General features: G+C 46.2%; 20 protein-coding genes and 2 pseudogenes. 12 read left to right on the forward strand and 10 right to left on the reverse strand.

Annotation, left to right across the window (positions count from 1 at the left end; all coding sequences use genetic code 11):
• Positions 1–56 precede the first annotated feature (56 nt).
• From Q9R23_RS04960 to Q9R23_RS04970, 3 genes are all read right to left on the reverse strand, one after another.
• Entirely contained in the window at positions 57–761 is a 705-nt protein-coding gene (locus tag Q9R23_RS04960; RefSeq protein WP_311246537.1) for an ABC transporter ATP-binding protein, read from the reverse strand.
• A 10-nt stretch (positions 762–771) separates the two neighbouring features.
• The gene (locus Q9R23_RS04965; RefSeq protein WP_311246538.1) at positions 772–1,479 is read right to left on the reverse strand and encodes a hypothetical protein; all 708 of its coding nucleotides are present in this window, start codon (positions 1,477–1,479) and stop codon (positions 772–774) included.
• Between the two features lie 81 nt (positions 1,480–1,560).
• Entirely contained in the window at positions 1,561–2,280 is a 720-nt protein-coding gene (locus Q9R23_RS04970; RefSeq protein ID WP_311246539.1) for an alpha/beta fold hydrolase, read from the reverse strand.
• A 90-nt stretch (positions 2,281–2,370) separates the two neighbouring features.
• Here Q9R23_RS04970 and Q9R23_RS04975 point away from each other — a divergent pair, with 90 nt between their 5' ends.
• Together Q9R23_RS04975 and Q9R23_RS04980 are read left to right on the forward strand one after the other, a co-directional pair.
• On the forward strand, positions 2,371–3,033 hold the full coding sequence (locus Q9R23_RS04975; RefSeq protein ID WP_311246540.1) for a Type 1 glutamine amidotransferase-like domain-containing protein: 663 nt from the start codon (positions 2,371–2,373) through the stop codon (positions 3,031–3,033).
• Positions 3,034–3,063: 30 nt separating this feature from the next.
• Positions 3,064–3,582: pseudogene (locus Q9R23_RS04980) on the forward strand (histidine phosphatase family protein).
• 8 nt (positions 3,583–3,590) lie between these two features.
• Here Q9R23_RS04980 and Q9R23_RS04985 read toward each other — a convergent pair.
• Positions 3,591–3,836 carry a hypothetical protein gene (locus Q9R23_RS04985; RefSeq protein ID WP_311246541.1) on the reverse strand — a complete coding sequence of 82 codons (246 nt, stop codon included), beginning with the start codon at positions 3,834–3,836 and terminating at the stop codon, positions 3,591–3,593.
• 218 nt (positions 3,837–4,054) lie between these two features.
• Between Q9R23_RS04985 and Q9R23_RS04990 the strand changes: the two genes are divergently transcribed.
• Complete coding sequence (locus Q9R23_RS04990) at positions 4,055–4,345, forward strand: PadR family transcriptional regulator (protein ID WP_311246542.1); 291 nt, start codon at positions 4,055–4,057, stop codon at positions 4,343–4,345.
• Positions 4,346–4,387: 42 nt separating this feature from the next.
• Positions 4,388–4,693, forward strand: a complete 306-nt coding sequence (locus Q9R23_RS04995) for a hypothetical protein (RefSeq protein ID WP_311246556.1) — start codon at positions 4,388–4,390, stop codon at positions 4,691–4,693.
• Here the strand turns inward: Q9R23_RS04995 and Q9R23_RS05000 are convergent.
• Positions 4,685–4,750, reverse strand: a pseudogene (locus Q9R23_RS05000) (hypothetical protein); the annotation flags it as partial. The gene Q9R23_RS04995 and the pseudogene Q9R23_RS05000 overlap by 9 nt on opposite strands.
• Before the next feature lie 136 nt (positions 4,751–4,886).
• On the opposite strand from Q9R23_RS05000, the gene Q9R23_RS05005 reads away from it, so the two are divergent.
• The 5 genes from Q9R23_RS05005 to Q9R23_RS05025 all read left to right on the forward strand — a co-directional run bounded on the left by Q9R23_RS05005 (position 4,887) and on the right by Q9R23_RS05025 (position 7,891).
• Positions 4,887–5,312 carry an Lrp/AsnC family transcriptional regulator gene (locus Q9R23_RS05005; protein WP_311246543.1) on the forward strand — a complete coding sequence of 142 codons (426 nt, stop codon included), beginning with the start codon at positions 4,887–4,889 and terminating at the stop codon, positions 5,310–5,312.
• Positions 5,313–5,391: 79 nt separating this feature from the next.
• Positions 5,392–5,688, forward strand: a complete 297-nt coding sequence (locus tag Q9R23_RS05010; RefSeq protein WP_311246544.1) for a type 1 glutamine amidotransferase family protein — start codon at positions 5,392–5,394, stop codon at positions 5,686–5,688.
• A 138-nt stretch (positions 5,689–5,826) separates the two neighbouring features.
• On the forward strand, positions 5,827–6,261 hold the full coding sequence (locus Q9R23_RS05015) for a MarR family winged helix-turn-helix transcriptional regulator (protein ID WP_311246545.1): 435 nt from the start codon (positions 5,827–5,829) through the stop codon (positions 6,259–6,261).
• A gap of 58 nt (positions 6,262–6,319) precedes the next feature.
• The gene (locus tag Q9R23_RS05020; RefSeq protein ID WP_311246546.1) at positions 6,320–7,303 is read left to right on the forward strand and encodes a ring-cleaving dioxygenase; all 984 of its coding nucleotides are present in this window, start codon (positions 6,320–6,322) and stop codon (positions 7,301–7,303) included.
• A 45-nt stretch (positions 7,304–7,348) separates the two neighbouring features.
• Positions 7,349–7,891 (forward strand): NADPH-dependent FMN reductase, encoded by a 543-nt coding sequence (locus Q9R23_RS05025; RefSeq protein WP_311246547.1) that lies wholly within the window; start codon positions 7,349–7,351, stop codon positions 7,889–7,891.
• A 344-nt stretch (positions 7,892–8,235) separates the two neighbouring features.
• Here Q9R23_RS05025 and Q9R23_RS05030 read toward each other — a convergent pair whose 3' ends face one another.
• Positions 8,236–8,412: a hypothetical protein gene (locus Q9R23_RS05030; RefSeq protein WP_214854004.1), complete on the reverse strand. Its 177-nt coding sequence runs from the start codon at positions 8,410–8,412 to the stop codon at positions 8,236–8,238.
• A gap of 6 nt (positions 8,413–8,418) precedes the next feature.
• On the reverse strand, positions 8,419–8,763 hold the full coding sequence (locus tag Q9R23_RS05035) for a DUF2200 domain-containing protein (RefSeq protein ID WP_214854001.1): 345 nt from the start codon (positions 8,761–8,763) through the stop codon (positions 8,419–8,421).
• A 94-nt stretch (positions 8,764–8,857) separates the two neighbouring features.
• Between Q9R23_RS05035 and Q9R23_RS05040 the strand changes: the two genes are divergently transcribed.
• Positions 8,858–9,550: a hypothetical protein gene (locus Q9R23_RS05040; protein ID WP_311246548.1), complete on the forward strand. Its 693-nt coding sequence runs from the start codon at positions 8,858–8,860 to the stop codon at positions 9,548–9,550.
• Here Q9R23_RS05040 and Q9R23_RS05045 read toward each other — a convergent pair whose 3' ends face one another.
• Together Q9R23_RS05045 and Q9R23_RS05050 are read right to left on the reverse strand one after the other, a co-directional pair.
• Positions 9,551–10,579 carry an ABC transporter permease gene (locus tag Q9R23_RS05045; protein WP_214853995.1) on the reverse strand — a complete coding sequence of 343 codons (1,029 nt, stop codon included), beginning with the start codon at positions 10,577–10,579 and terminating at the stop codon, positions 9,551–9,553.
• The gene (locus Q9R23_RS05050; RefSeq protein ID WP_214853989.1) at positions 10,579–11,295 is read right to left on the reverse strand and encodes an ABC transporter ATP-binding protein; all 717 of its coding nucleotides are present in this window, start codon (positions 11,293–11,295) and stop codon (positions 10,579–10,581) included. The genes Q9R23_RS05045 and Q9R23_RS05050 overlap by 1 nt, the downstream gene beginning before the upstream one ends.
• A gap of 154 nt (positions 11,296–11,449) precedes the next feature.
• Here Q9R23_RS05050 and Q9R23_RS05055 point away from each other — a divergent pair, with 154 nt between their 5' ends.
• Positions 11,450–12,037: a TetR/AcrR family transcriptional regulator gene (locus Q9R23_RS05055; protein WP_214853985.1), complete on the forward strand. Its 588-nt coding sequence runs from the start codon at positions 11,450–11,452 to the stop codon at positions 12,035–12,037.
• Entirely contained in the window at positions 12,034–12,567 is a 534-nt protein-coding gene (locus tag Q9R23_RS05060) for a nucleotidyltransferase family protein (protein ID WP_214853982.1), read from the forward strand. Before Q9R23_RS05055 ends, Q9R23_RS05060 begins: the two co-directional genes overlap by 4 nt.
• Position 12,568: 1 nt before the next feature.
• On the opposite strand, the gene Q9R23_RS05065 is transcribed toward Q9R23_RS05060, so the two are convergent.
• Positions 12,569–13,825 carry a hypothetical protein gene (locus Q9R23_RS05065; RefSeq protein WP_311246549.1) on the reverse strand — a complete coding sequence of 419 codons (1,257 nt, stop codon included), beginning with the start codon at positions 13,823–13,825 and terminating at the stop codon, positions 12,569–12,571.
• Positions 13,826–14,378: the final 553 nt, after the last annotated feature.

The raw sequence follows: 14,378 nt of genomic DNA on the forward strand, positions 1-14,378 counted from the left end.
AAACCTACATTTCAAATATTACAAAAAAACCACCTCCAAAAGAGAGGTGGTTAACGTTACCCTGCTAGTTCAAGCATTTGGACGAACGCGACGTCCGGATCTGTCGTCTCAAATCGGTTCAACCAATCCTTGAAGTCGCCTTCGTACAAAATACGACCTTGATGGAGGAAGATGACGTGGGCATCGGTATGTAATAGATCGTGTAATTGATGCGTCGAGAAGAGGCACGTTTGACCGTTTGCTGTCATCTGCTCGAAGCGTCGCATGATATGAAGTCGTGTTGCCGGATCAACGCCACTTGTCGGCTCGTCAAAAATGTAGAGCGAACGCGGTACTGTCGTCAACAGGGTGACGAACAACCATTTCTTTTCACCAGCGGACATCTTACCAATTTTCATCTCCCATAGATGAGCGAATAGATCGAGCTCTCGTGGCTGTTTCAGATGACGCGTATAGGTCTCTTGTTTGCGATATGCTTTCAAACGAGCGAGCCGACCGACGAAGACGGCGACATCCTTGCCCTTTAATTCATCCGAGTAATAGATGAATTGCGTCAAATAGAGAATGTCCGAGATATCGGGTAAGTCCAGTTCGCCGGACGTGATCGGTAAAGCACCGGTCATGCAATCAAACAGTGTCGTTTTCCCGGCACCGTTCATCCCGATCAAGACGTTCAGTTTCCCGGGAACAAGCGAAAAGGAGACATTGTGTAACAGATCAGGTGATTTCGGATAGTTGAAGCGAACGTGTTGAACGTGCATCTGAATCCTCCTATCGGGTCAGTAATGACATGAGATTAAAGCGTTTGACAGAGAATAGACCAAGTAACAGATAAACGACGAGTACGACGGTCAAGATAAGTAACGATGCTCCCGTAACGTGCTCAGAGACGGCGAGGCCAAGTGTTTTTATGACATAAAAAGGATTCAAGTAACTGTACCAGCGATCCGGTTGGCTATTCGCGAACAAGAACAGAGGATACATGACGATGTTGATTAATGTCGACATACTCGAAATCTTAGCCGGAAGCATCGTCAAGGCGATGCTTGCAAAAGCAAGCGGGATGCTGAGCACCAAGACGAGATAAGCGAGTAACAACGTTAAAGGTGAGAAGAAGCCGAACACAAGCATCAGAATCGTCGTAAAGACCGTTAAACTAACGGCTGCAAATACGAGCTGAACAAGAACGAGTGCGAGAATACAACCAATCTTACTACCGGAAATCATGATATACGTCTTCATCAAACCATGTTCCCGCATCCGAGCAAGTTGGAGACCGATGCCGTTGACATAAATCGAAAGTAAGATATAACCCCAAAAGAGCGCGAGGAATGAGAGGAAACTGCTCTCTGTGAAATCGAGTCGTGACCCGAAGACGAACGCGAGAATCAACGGGAAGATCAACGACCAAAAGACCGGAATCTTATCCGTCAGCATGATTTTTAAGTAGAGTATGAAGTAGCTAGGAATCGAATACATATGTGCCTCCAATCAGTGTGTCGAATCAAGCTTACATTAAGTATACGTTTGGAAATGGGAAATAGTTCCTTTGAAAAGAGCTTAAGAAGCAACTGAAATCAAACGATGTAACGCATCGACAACAATATGGGGGGCATCCTGTTGAATGAAGTGCCGGCTGTTTGGAACTTCGATCAACAACCCTTGGATCGACTGTGCAGCAGTTTGTCGTTGCAATTCGTGCCACAATAGTTGCGCCTCACGCGAATAATGATCCTTTTTACCAGCAGACAGAACAACGACTGGAAATGGGTAGAGGACATCGACGTTCGTCGCTTCAATACTCTCTTTAAAATCTTCGTATGTACATTCGAGCGTGAATTGTTTTTTGTATATGGATTGGAACGTGTTTGGCATTACTGGTAAGAAGCGTTGAATGTAGGATTCTGGTGTTGCATCGATGAGCAATAGACCTTTTATTTCACTTGAATATTGCGATGCAAATTGTCGAACTAACGTGCCGCCATAGGAATGACCCACAAGAATAAAGGGTGGTTTGAGAGATAAGGTATCGATCAAACGGCGAAGGCGATTCACGCTCTGGCGACTAGTCTCGGAATCATGCTGCATACTACCACCGATGTTCGTACGGTCATACATCAAAATCGTTCCAAGTCCTTCAACTTGATCCATGATTGGTTGCCAGGTTGAAAGATCTTGTCCATATCCATTTTCAAAGATAAACGTTGGTTGATCGGAAGTTCCGAGAATCAGACGATAGTGTAACGTCGTTTCAGTTAACGTCATTAAGTCGAAAGACATATGATTCCTCCTATTCTAGTGGGAATAAAAGTAAGGATACCAGAAACGCACAAATATTGTAAACTGAAGCAAAGAACAGGAGGTGTCACGATGGACTATCTATTAACTTCAGGTGGGGTACAAAATCCATCGATTCACAACGCGTTACGTGAGATGCTCAGAAAACCGATTGAGGAATGCCATGCCATCGCGATCACGACAGCATCCTACGCATTAGGCAGAGGAACGGACCTCGCTGTCAACTTCATTCAAGGAAAAGATGAGGCACCGATGGTCGATTTAGGATGGAAGTCAGTCGGTCTGTTGGAATTATCAGCGGTCTCGGTAATTGATCCAGCAATTTGGCAACCAGCGGTCGAACAAGCGGATGTCATTCTCGTTAATGGTGGTGATCCACTCTTTCTACATCACTGGTTCGTCGAATCGGGTTTTGATCGCATGTTACCGAATTTGACAGGGGTTTATGTCGGGATGAGCGCAGGTAGCATGATTCTGACACCACGAATCGGAACGGATTTTGTTGAATGGAAAAAGACGCCGGAGCAATCGGACATAACATTAGGTCTCGTTGATTTTTCGATCTTCCCGCATCTCGATCACCCGCAGTTACCAGATAATCATATGCAAGCAGCAAAAGAGTGGGCAAAGAGGCTGACGAATCCAGCGTACGCGATCGACGACGCGACAGCGATTCGTGTCATCGGTTCGAATGTAGACGTAATTTCTGAAGGAAAGTGGGTCCAGTTGCGATGAGGACGCTCTATTTCATGCCACTGCGAATCGATCAAAACAGGCAGTGATCGAGGGCGGGGATTAACGGATGCAGGTCAAGAACAAGCGCAGAAACTCGTAGCGTTCTTTGAAGCGCTGCCGATTGACGCCATATATTCGAGTCCGATGTGACGGACGGTAGACTCCGTTCGCCCACTTGCTGAGCAACGAGGTTTGCGAATCTACGAGGTAGCGTTTCAGGAACGGCGTTTTTAGGAAACAGACGAAAGTTTATCGCCTGAACGGCTAGAAGAACTGTTGAAGCGATCATTTCAAAATGATGATTACGCGCAAAGTGGCGGAGAGTCGAATCAAATAGCACGTAATCGTGCTCTAACAGTCATCGATCAGCTACGTAAAACCCACCCGCACCACCGAGTGGTCGTCGCGACACATGGACTTGTATTGGCGTTAGTTCTTGAAAAATATACTGGGCGAACGGCGAACGAATGGTTAGATGCGATGTCGAGTCCAGCGATTCACCGGTTGACATTCGATGCCCTCAAGAAAGCGTCTCATGAACATCTATAGAAAGACGATTAAATTTGACCGCTGAAGATGAAACCGAGAAAGAGTAGTAGCAGCACACCGAGCGGAATGGCACAGGCGAGACTGACATATTTAAGAATCCCGGGCTCCCGTCGTTTGATGGCGACGATCCCAAGTCCGATTGGAATCGTAATCATCGAGTTTGGACCGAATGGCCAGTTAATTGGTGGGAAAATCATATAGGCAATGAACAGACCAATCAGACTAAAAAAGATAGAAGCTTTAGCGTATGTCATGTGAGAACTCCTTTTAATTAAGTATGTGAACAAGAATTCGGATTTAAAACGAGAATTCCTGCTCCATCCAGTAAATTTCCTGTTTGGCATTTAAATGAACGGTAACTCTATCTAAAAGATAGTATCTTTTAGATAGAGGAGGGACCGATGCCAAAAGAAAACATGCCCGTTATGCGATTCTCGGACTCCTCGCCAGCGGATGTACGTCTGGTTATGAGATGAAACATACGATCGACACGAACTTGAATCACTTTTGGAAAATCAACTTCGGACAAGTCTATCCGACGCTTAAACGGTTAGAGGCGAGAGGATTGATCGTGGAAGAGGTCACGAATGGGGAACGAAAACAATTCGCCCTGACGGAAAACGGACATGTGGAGCTCGCGCGGTGGATCGCTGAACCGTCCATCGAACTGCCGGTGCAACGAAACGACTTGTTATTGAAGCTCTATTTTGCGCGGCATGCTTCAAAAGAGGTCTCCTTGCAGAAAATTCAGGAGCATGCATGATTGCTCGAAGAACGGCTTGAGACGTATCAAGCGATCGATGCGATGATTCGTTCCCATCCTGACTCGAATGATGCCGTATACTGGTTATTGACACTTGATTATGGCATTCGGAAGACACATGCGTTACTCGATTGGCGAGTCGGCGATCAAACCGCACCAGGAACAGGCAAAGGAACGACTATCCGAGCGGCAATCACAAGAAACGATCTGAATAGACAAAAGACGGGTGCCGAGGCATCCGTCTTTTTATGTAGTGACTGGCGTGGCGGGTTCGAGCAGCTCCCCACAGTTTTGACAAATATGATCGAGCGTTTTTGTACATGGTTCGCAAAACGTACAAGCATGTGAACATTGATAGACCGTCGTTTCAATCGTTTCTTGGCACCGGACACAGGTTGGTTCCATGCGTATCACCTCCTATTAGTAGTATAAGAAATACTATTCAATGAACACAGCAGCAGAACAAAGTAAAAGGCTATATTTTCCTTTGATTCCATGTTAATTTGAAGAAAGTGGTTTTGAACCAGAAGGAGGATGGAAAATGGACCAAATTGATCAACAGATTGTCCGGATTCTGCAAGATGATGCACGGATCCCATGGTCGGAACTCGGACGACAGATCGGGTTATCGGCACCAGCCGTCATCGAACGGGTCCGGAAAATGGAGGACGCAGGGATCATCGAAGGATTCCGCGCTGTCATTAATCCAGAAGCACTAGCGCTAGGGTTACTCGCGATCGTCATGTTCGAAGAGACACGTTGCGCAGGCTTAATTGAATTTTGTAAAGGACATCCAGAAGTCGTCGAGTGCCACCGCCTGACCGGTAGCTATAACTTCATGGTCAAGTTGCAAACGACGTCTGTTGCAACTTTAGAACTTTTTCTCGATGACGCGTCTGTCTTTGGTAAACCATCGACTTGGATTCGATTGTCGACACCGGTTCCGTTCACGGGGTATACGATATGATGGAGGCGACACGTTTACGGATCGAACAACTGACGGGGGAGATCGAGGACGTGAAAAGCTCGATGAGCAAGGAGGAACTTTGACCGTATACCGAATCACAGCATGGTACGTCGGTGTCAGCGCTAGAGCAATCTATGCGATGACATACGGAATCCGAACGAGTGAGGGCGGAACGGGCTATTGCCTGGATTTGGGGCAAGGTTGGCTGAGCGGTTGTCTCTGTCCTCATTTGAATCAGGAAAAACGAGCAGCTCGTTTTCAGGAATACCTGCCTCAAATGAATTATGCGATCGGATTACCTGACAATACGGCGTATATTCAATCTGAGACCGATCACTCTCGATTAGGAGAAGGGTACGTGCTTTGTTTTAAATGATGATGAACGCTTCGAACATCCGTTGTGTTCATCATCGTGATTAAAAGTGAATCAAAACAGTTGACGAACAAAAATCTGGATGGTATATTTATCTCGAATTAAAGATATATGAATTGAAGATAAAAAGGGGTGAACGAAATGACACTACCGAATCCGAACTTGAAAGCATTGACGGTCATGGTGCGCGCAGTCGACGCGTTACATGAAGTCATCAAGAAGGACGTTGCGCAGTGGGGGCTGAACCCGACGGATTTTTCGGTTCTTGAGTTGCTGTTTCACAGGGGCAGGCAACCGATTCAATTGATTGGGAAAAAAGTCTTGATTACGAGCAGTAGCATCACCTATGTCATCGATAAGCTCGAAAAAAAGAATTATGTCTTCCGTAAAGCATGTCCAGAAGATCGGCGCGTGACATTTGCGGAACTGACCTCTGAAGGGCAACAACTGATGGAAACGATTTTTCCAAAGCACGAGCAAGCGATTAATCAAGTATTTCAAGGAATAGCCCCGTCAGACCTCGAAGCATTCATCGAGACAGCCAAAACAATCGGCTATCAAGCAAAAAAACAATAAAATTTTTTAGACTGATATCTCGAATTCGAGGTAATAACGATTAAAGGAGCGATTTTTCATGAATGAACTAAAAGGAATCCACCACGTGACGGCGATTACGAGCAGTGCCGAGAAAAACTATGACTTCTTTACGAACGTCCTAGGAATGCGATTGGTCAAGAAGACCGTGAATCAGGATGACATCCAGACGTATCACTTATTCTTCGCCGATGATAAAGGATCTGCCGGCACGGATATGACGTTCTTTGATTTCCCTGGTATTCAAAAAGGATCACACGGAACGAATGAAATCTTCAAGACGGCGTTCCGTGTTCCAACGGATGCGGCACTTGAATACTGGATTAAACGCTTTGACAAATACGACGTCAAGCACCGTGGTATCAAAGAACAATTCGGCAAGCAGACGCTCTCGTTCGTCGATTTCGATGAGCAACAATACATGTTGATCTCTGACGAGCATAATCAAGGTGTCGCTTCCGGCAGACCGTGGCAAAACGGTCCGGTGCCACTCGAGTTCGCAATCACGGGACTCGGTCCAATTCACATCCGGATCGCGGAATTCGACAATTTAAAAGCGGTACTCGAACAAGCGATGTTGATGCGCGAAGTCGATCAAGCTGGTTCACTGCATTTGTTTGAGATGGGTGAAGGCGGAAATGGTGCCCAAGTCATCGTCGAGCATAACGTCGTTCTACCAAGCGGACGTCAAGGATTCGGAACAGTGCACCACGTCGCCTTCCGCGTCGAAGATACGGCTGCCTTACAGGAATGGATCGAGCGGATGCAACAGCTACGCTTCAACACGTCCGGTTACGTCGATCGCTTCTTCTTCGAATCGCTCTACGCTCGTGTCGCGCGCGGTGTCTTGTTCGAATGGGCAACAGATGGTCCTGGTTTCATGGGTGATGAGCCATACGAAACGGTCGGGGAGAAATTGTCATTACCACCATTCCTCGAGCCACAACGAGCACAGATCGAACAAATGGTCCGTCCAATCGATACGGTCCGGAGTACGCGCAACATCGAAAAAGAATATCTTTAATAGGAAAGTGAACTGACAGCATCTAAATAAGAGGAGGAAATAAAAATGGAGAAATTAAACATTGGGATCATCTTAGGATCTACACGTGAAGGACGTCTCAGCCCACAAGTCGGGAACTGGGTCAAACAACTCGCGGATCAACGGGGGGATGCAAACTACACGATTCTTGATATCGCCGACTATAAATTACCGCTTCTAGGTGAAAAAGACGCGGATGCATCAGGTGCTGCTGCTTGGTCGAAGGATGTCGCAGCACAAGACGGATTCGTCTTCATCGTTCAGGAATACAACCACTCAATCGCAGCGTCACTCAAGAACGCGCTCGATTATCTACGGGTCGAATGGAACAATAAAGCAGCAGGGATCGTCTCTTACGGTTCTGTCGGTGGAGCTCGGGCGGCAGAACACTTGCGTGGCATCCTCGGTGAGTTATTGATTGCCGATGTCCGGGTGCATCCAGCGTTATCCTTGTTCACTGATTTCGAGAATGGATCGGTTTTAAAAGCGGCAGCCGTTCAAGAAACATCGGTCAACCAGATGCTCGATCAAGTCATCCCGTGGGCAAAGGCGCTGAAAACGATTCGCTAAATCTTTTCCTATACAAAATCCCTCATTTCGGACTGAAATGAGGGGATTTTGTATAGGAATTACGTACAGCACGTCGTGACGCGATGCAAATCCTTTTCTTGAATGTAGAGCGTCTGTTGCCGAAATTTATAAGAAATGTCAGCCGCTTGAAGCCTTTCGAGATAGTGACCAGCCGGAGCGATCGTCCATTTCACATACGACGTCGCAGCATTCGGTGAGACGAGACAGGTGAGCAATAAAAGTGGAAGGATCCATTTTCGAAGTTTCAGGCATATACCTCCTTTATTATTTCAAATACTGTATTAATGATTTTATTGTTTAAATCAAAAACTGAAAATCACGACTCACGTCAACAAAAAATAACTGACCATCAAGCCGACCAACAGACCACTAAAGACAAGTCGATAGACGGGGGAACGATGGGTTCCTTTATTTCGTTTAACTTGATAGACGGTGAAATAAGCCACACTGGTAACCATGATGAGGATGGCCAGTGTACTGAGTATCGTAGAAATCAGCATTCCTCCTTATCGTAAGACTTTAGCTAATGCTTTTCCTTTCGCCAGTTCGTCAACGAGTTTATCAAGAATCCGGATGTTACGAATTAACGGATCCGTTAGATGTTCCACACGAATCCCGCAGATGACGCCAGTGACAAGAAAGCGGCGTTCGTTCAGGTCGGGTGCGTGCTCGAAAAAGGTTGCGACGGTTTGGGTTTGTATGGCTTGTTCAAGAGTTGATGGCGTGTGTCCGGTCAACCAGAACAGCACGTCATCGAGCTCCTCTTGTGTCCGTTGCTTACGCTCGACTTTTTGGCGGTATACCTGATACAGCTGCAACATCGGCATTTGAAATACTTTTTCGTAACTCATCTGAATCGCCTCCTTTCATGGTAACATATGGGAAAAGGTCTTGTGTTAAGGATTTCAATTCATTTTGGAGGTGCAAAATGAAATGAGAAGTCGAATGATTGGAATGACGTTCATGACATGCGTATTGCTATTTTTAGGCGTCGAGGGTGTAAAACTGTCGTATCAAGCATTAGTCGATCCTCCGATCGATCAGTCGACGGGAAACTGGGTACATGTCCCGAGCACGATCTTACCGACTAAAAAAGTCATCTATACGAAAAAAGATTTGATCACAAAGGCACTGGACTCTTCAAAAAATGGGCACAAAGGATATCGGAAAGAGCCGGATAAGAAACCTGTTGTTGAAGTGGGAAAGGGATCATGGACGGATGCAATCAATCAAATCACTCGCGTGGCTCCTTGGATGGTCGCTCTAGTAATGATCATCTATCTCTATCGTCGACAACGGTTCAACCGCATGCAGTGGTCATTTCGATCTCGTTATCCAACAAAACGATCTCCTGCATCGCTTTCGCTAACGCCTGAAGTCCAGTTCTCCTTAGAAGACAGACTCCTTGAATCGGAAATTCGTGAAGCGTTGCGCGCGTTCAATCGGTCACTTGCTTCAGCGCAGCAACGACGGACACATGAGACGCTGACGGAGTGGTTAACACGCTTAGAAGTCACAGTCCCGCATGAGATCTATCAGCTCGTTCGCTATGCCGACGTGGAAGAGCAGACACTCGATCCCTCTCGACGGACTGCTTTCCTCGAACAGCTTAAGCAAAATCAGACACGGCTCGTGTAATCAGCCGTGTCTTTTTTGATGTCCGCGATACTTGTTAAGGGCAAGCATGTTCAACAGGAATAAGGCGGCTCCGTAGAGAAATAATCCGAGCCAGTACGGCCAGATGCTCGACCAACCGTTACCATAGACGAGTACCTCTTTGATCGCACTCGCTCCGTAGAAAATCGGAGTGATATATCCGATGTTACCAAGTCCATATGGGATCAGATCGAGCGGAATCAAACCGGAGAAGAAGATCTGCGGAACGATTGTAAAGGGAATCAACTGGACGACCTGTAGCTCAGATTGGGCAAATATCGAAATCGTTGCTCCGAACAAGACCGCGACAACGGCAAGTCCAAGCATCGTCAGGAAGACCCAGATGATCGAACCTTCAGACGGTAAGTCAAGAACGGTCGTCGCGTACAGGACGACAAGAATTGCCTGGATGGAGGCGAAGACACTATAACCGAGCGTATAGCCGAAGATGACGTCGGTCTGGCGAATCGGTGTCATCATCAAGCGCTCGAGCGTGCCGCCACTGCGTTCTTTGACGAGTGCCATTGCCGATAAGATAAAGACGAAAAAGAACGAGAATAAGGATAAAAAGACGAAACCGAGCGCGTCAAAGGTCGATTGATCAACATCCCCGTACAGATAGTTCGTCTCGAGTTGCATCGTCGGTTGCAGGGATGCCAGTCCAGTTTGAATTTCGCGTAACGCTTTGGAACTTTTCGTCGAAGGTTCGCGGAGGTTCAACGCTAGCTGATTGTCTTTCATGTCTAAGACGACGTCGACCGTTTCATGGTCCTTGAGATAGGCGTCAGCATCGCTGCCGTTATACGTTTTAAGCGACAGATCCTGTTTTTCGATCGATTGTGAGACGGGAGCCGGTACATCTTGACTGATGGCAACGACAGGCGTGTAGTCATCGTTTCCAAGTAGGAAATAGATCAAGGTGAAGATTAATAACGGAGCAAGCAAAATCAGTCCGACGCTTCGTTTATCGTTCAACGTTTGACGGATGACCCGTCGTGCGAGTTGCCACATCACGTCACGTCCTTTCCAGCGAGCAGGAACAGTTCCTCGACCTGACCGTTTTCAGTCTGTGCGAGCAAACGGTCGAGTGGATCGTAGGCGATAATCCGACCGTTATAGATCAATGCTGCCCGGTCACATTCATTGATTTCGTCCATGACGTGGGTCGAGACGACAATCGTCGTACCTTGCGCACGAATCGCTTGGAATTGATTCCAAATCTGGCGGCGTAACACGGGATCGATCCCGACGGTCGGTTCATCCAGGAATAGAATGCTTGGACGATGTAGGATTGAGATGGCGAGGGACAATCGTTTCTTCATCCCGCCGGAATAATGGCGAACGAGCTTTTTTTGATCATTCGTTAAATCGACGAGTGTCAACACTTCTTCGATTCGTTTTGCTAAGTCCTGACGAGACATGTTGTATAAGGAACCGAAAAACTGTAGGTTCGCAAGCCCCGATAAATCCTCGTATAAGGCATCGTTTTGTGGCATGAAACCGATCTGCGATAACATCTTGAAGCTTGGCATCGAAGTGTCACCAATCTGAATCGAACCTGCGTCTGCCTGGATCGCACCAATCATCAAACGAATCAGTGTCGTCTTACCAGAACCTGACGGACCGAGCAAGCCACAAATCTCACCGGACGGAATCAAAAGATCAATCTGTTGGAGGACGTTCTGTTGATGAAACGATTTTGATACACCGTGCAATTGTAAATCCATCGTATTCTCCCTCCTTTTATGAAATAATTATTGAACAACGTGTTGATTAATTTCATTATAAAAGGGAGATAAACTGGGAGCAATGACCACTTGACGTCCATCTGTCGCATAAGCGACACATCTCGACAAACTGTTGAAGAAAGAGGCGATTTCAATGAAAAAACAGGATTTACGCGTCATTCGGACCGACCGGAGGATTCGTGAGACGTTCCTTCAGCTGATCGACGAAGTTGGTTTTGATGCTGTGACGATTAAGTTGTTGACGGATCGGGCGGAAGTCAACCGCGGGACGTTCTACCATCATTACGCGGATAAATACGAACTACTCGAGCGGATGACGAATGAGATTTTTGAAAAGATTGAAGCGACGTTTGAACGCGAGATTCCCTTTGTCTTAATCAACCAAAAGGAGAACTCGCCATACCGGCGCATCATCCCGTTTTTGATCTTCCTCTATGAAAATCGGACGCTGATGCGAATCTTGCTCAGTCCGACGAGTGACGGGATGTTTCGGAATCGAGTCCGTAATTACATGCAACAGATTCTGTTCTTGGGACTACCGGAACAAGGAGAACGGCTCGTTCCAGAAAATTATCTCATTGCCTATCTCTCAGCCGCCCATCTCGGTGTCATCGAATCCTGGTTGCGCCATCCAAACGAGACATCACCGGAAGAAATTGCCCGGATCATCTTTACGATTTCGATGGAAGGGCCGTTTCGAGCAGCGGGGTTCCGACGATGAGTATTGAGCAAGTCTTAGAAAAAGTCGTCGCGTGTTTGCAGCAAGAACGGATTCACTTTGGCATCGGTGGTTCATTATTGTTATACCATCATGGACTGCCTGTCACTCCGCGCGACATCGATCTCGTCGTCGCGTTAGCGGACGCCGAACGGGCAGTCCTATTGTTATCTGAGATGGGAACTGTCGTTGAACAAGACGAGACGTCACTTTACGCGACGGAAGTGTTCCAAGAATTTATGATCGAAGGAATCGATCTCGATCTAATGAGCGGTCTGCAGATTCGCCATGACGAGGGGATCTTTATCTATCCGTTTGCTGAACAAACGATTATTAATGAGACCGGACTTCCATTTATGTCACTCGTCGATTGGTATGTCATCTATCAATTGATCCCAGGACGAGAACAAAAAGTCGTGATGATTGAGCACTGTCTTGCTGATCAGGAAGTGGACCGAGAACGACTCGAACAACTGAGACGACTTAATCTCCCGAAAGACGTAAGCAATCGGATAGATCAATGGCTGAACTAACTCATAAGTCGCGCATTAAAACGACTTCGTTCGTTGCCGGTAAGTAAGCATGATTCGAGTCAAGCAAACCACAGAGAACGTATTGACCTTTTGAAGCGGCAAACACATAACGCGGCGTGAGTAAAAGGTACGGACGTAATGCGTTGAAGATGATGTCTTGCTGATGATCTTCGAGTTCCGGTGGAGTAACGGATGCGAGCGCGGTATGGAGTTCCTGATCGTCGGTCAAGCTAATCCAGTCAAGCGTCTTTTCGTCAAGGAGAATCGTGACGCGTCTTTGCTGATCAACATATGACGTCGGATGCGCGCGTGACAATTTGACAGCAAGGTAAGGATGTTGCCGGTAGATATGACGAATCATCCATTGTCCGGATTCACTAGGGTAGACGTTTTGGACGATTTTTTGAATCGCGTTTCGACAGGCGTTCACTGTCTCTTGCGAAATCGGATGAAAATCAGGATGTTCGGTCTGCATGATTACATCCTCTGCTGTCACACTTGCTGCTGATTGGAAAGGATGGCGTTTGAGAATTGAAGTTGACGAATTTGCCCACGTTAAGATGTCATTTCGATCGAGTGATGACGTGAAATCCAGTTTACTAGGCACAAGGATTGATCCTTCTTGTGTCACGAACGTCTCGACGACAGTATGCGCGTATTGATGTCCTGGTTTTGTATAGGAGAACCACTTTATTTGTTGTTTAGCTAGCGAGTCGATGTCCTCGAGCGTTAAAGCGAAAGGTTCCTGATTCACATGATGATCACTCGGGTGAGGACCGTATAGGAACAACTCATCGAGTTGACCGTTTTCCGTTAATGTCAGATGAATGAAACAACCGGGAGACAGCCGAATCCCTTCGTGACAACTCACATAACTGAAAAAAGTGTCATTTTCTTCTTCGAGCATGAAATGCGTACCATGGATCATATCGGTCTCTGATTCGATCCATGCCGTCCGAGTGGTTGAATCACGTAAATCGTCAGGCACGGAATGAATCGAGTTCGGACCGTGTAAGGATAACGTCGTCGTTCGTTTCGTAACAGGGTCAATCGTAATCTGCACGGTTCCTTCTGGAAGCATCGTTCCATCCTCTTCCTCGATAACAGATGCACCTCGCGGAATCCAAAACGTTTCAAAAGAGTAGACGGTTTGGTCGTTTATTTTGTGTCGAGCGTAAGATGACTCATAGAAAATGTAATCATTTAACTGATACTTCTCGAGAATGAATTCGATTAATTGGGTAGTTATGATATGCACTACGTTCACTCCTTTAAATAACGATTAGCTGATTCATAATGATGATTGATCAAAAACAGGTGTACAATATCAGCTAATTATTCAAGGAAAAGAGAAGACCATCGATGAGTACTTTCTCTTTTTCATACGTTTAGTGTAACCGTGAAGTATTGGAAAAAGAATGTGAATTGAAATTTATTACATAATTGTAAGGCGTTGAACACGAATCAATGTATTATTCTAGAAGAGTAACTAGAAGAAGAATTGAGCTGTAGGAGGAAACAAAAGTGTCAGATTTTAGTCTAGCAATGAATCTTTAATTTGGGAGTGTCCATCTCATTCTTATGGCGATGGCGATCCCATCGATCATCTATGCACTCTATCTATTACGAAAAATCGCTAACAAATGATTGCAGGAACTTTTTGGTAAGAACAAGAAGACAGTTTAAGTACCCTCGCATCATCAAAAGGAGACGGTAGCATGTCATTTTGGACATGGTTTGCAATCTTATTTGTGTTAGCGGTCAGTGTTTACGCAGCTTCTCAATCGAAACGTTCCAAGAAATAACAAAAG

It is taken from the genome of Exiguobacterium sp. BRG2 (assembly GCF_031844245.1).
Lineage (GTDB): Bacteria > Bacillota > Bacilli > Exiguobacteriales > Exiguobacteriaceae > Exiguobacterium_A.

What these genes read in the sequence shown, in the direction of transcription:
- Q9R23_RS04960 (WP_311246537.1), bottom strand. Translation starts at nt 761, where the DNA reads ATGCACGTTCAACACGTTCGCTTCAACTATCCGAAATCACCTGATCTG.
- Q9R23_RS04965 (WP_311246538.1), bottom strand. Translation starts at nt 1,479, where the DNA reads ATGTATTCGATTCCTAGCTACTTCATACTCTACTTAAAAATCATGCTG.
- Q9R23_RS04970 (WP_311246539.1), bottom strand. Translation starts at nt 2,280, where the DNA reads ATGTCTTTCGACTTAATGACGTTAACTGAAACGACGTTACACTATCGT.
- Q9R23_RS04975 (WP_311246540.1), top strand. Translation starts at nt 2,371, where the DNA reads ATGGACTATCTATTAACTTCAGGTGGGGTACAAAATCCATCGATTCAC.
- Q9R23_RS04985 (WP_311246541.1), bottom strand. Translation starts at nt 3,836, where the DNA reads ATGACATACGCTAAAGCTTCTATCTTTTTTAGTCTGATTGGTCTGTTC.
- Q9R23_RS04990 (WP_311246542.1), top strand. Translation starts at nt 4,055, where the DNA reads ATGAAACATACGATCGACACGAACTTGAATCACTTTTGGAAAATCAAC.
- Q9R23_RS04995 (WP_311246556.1), top strand. Translation starts at nt 4,388, where the DNA reads ATGATTCGTTCCCATCCTGACTCGAATGATGCCGTATACTGGTTATTG.
- Q9R23_RS05005 (WP_311246543.1), top strand. Translation starts at nt 4,887, where the DNA reads ATGGACCAAATTGATCAACAGATTGTCCGGATTCTGCAAGATGATGCA.
- Q9R23_RS05015 (WP_311246545.1), top strand. Translation starts at nt 5,827, where the DNA reads ATGACACTACCGAATCCGAACTTGAAAGCATTGACGGTCATGGTGCGC.
- Q9R23_RS05020 (WP_311246546.1), top strand. Translation starts at nt 6,320, where the DNA reads ATGAATGAACTAAAAGGAATCCACCACGTGACGGCGATTACGAGCAGT.
- Q9R23_RS05025 (WP_311246547.1), top strand. Translation starts at nt 7,349, where the DNA reads ATGGAGAAATTAAACATTGGGATCATCTTAGGATCTACACGTGAAGGA.
- Q9R23_RS05030 (WP_214854004.1), bottom strand. Translation starts at nt 8,412, where the DNA reads ATGCTGATTTCTACGATACTCAGTACACTGGCCATCCTCATCATGGTT.
- Q9R23_RS05035 (WP_214854001.1), bottom strand. Translation starts at nt 8,763, where the DNA reads ATGAGTTACGAAAAAGTATTTCAAATGCCGATGTTGCAGCTGTATCAG.
- Q9R23_RS05040 (WP_311246548.1), top strand. Translation starts at nt 8,858, where the DNA reads ATGATTGGAATGACGTTCATGACATGCGTATTGCTATTTTTAGGCGTC.
- Q9R23_RS05045 (WP_214853995.1), bottom strand. Translation starts at nt 10,579, where the DNA reads ATGTGGCAACTCGCACGACGGGTCATCCGTCAAACGTTGAACGATAAA.
- Q9R23_RS05050 (WP_214853989.1), bottom strand. Translation starts at nt 11,295, where the DNA reads ATGGATTTACAATTGCACGGTGTATCAAAATCGTTTCATCAACAGAAC.
- Q9R23_RS05055 (WP_214853985.1), top strand. Translation starts at nt 11,450, where the DNA reads ATGAAAAAACAGGATTTACGCGTCATTCGGACCGACCGGAGGATTCGT.
- Q9R23_RS05060 (WP_214853982.1), top strand. Translation starts at nt 12,034, where the DNA reads ATGAGTATTGAGCAAGTCTTAGAAAAAGTCGTCGCGTGTTTGCAGCAA.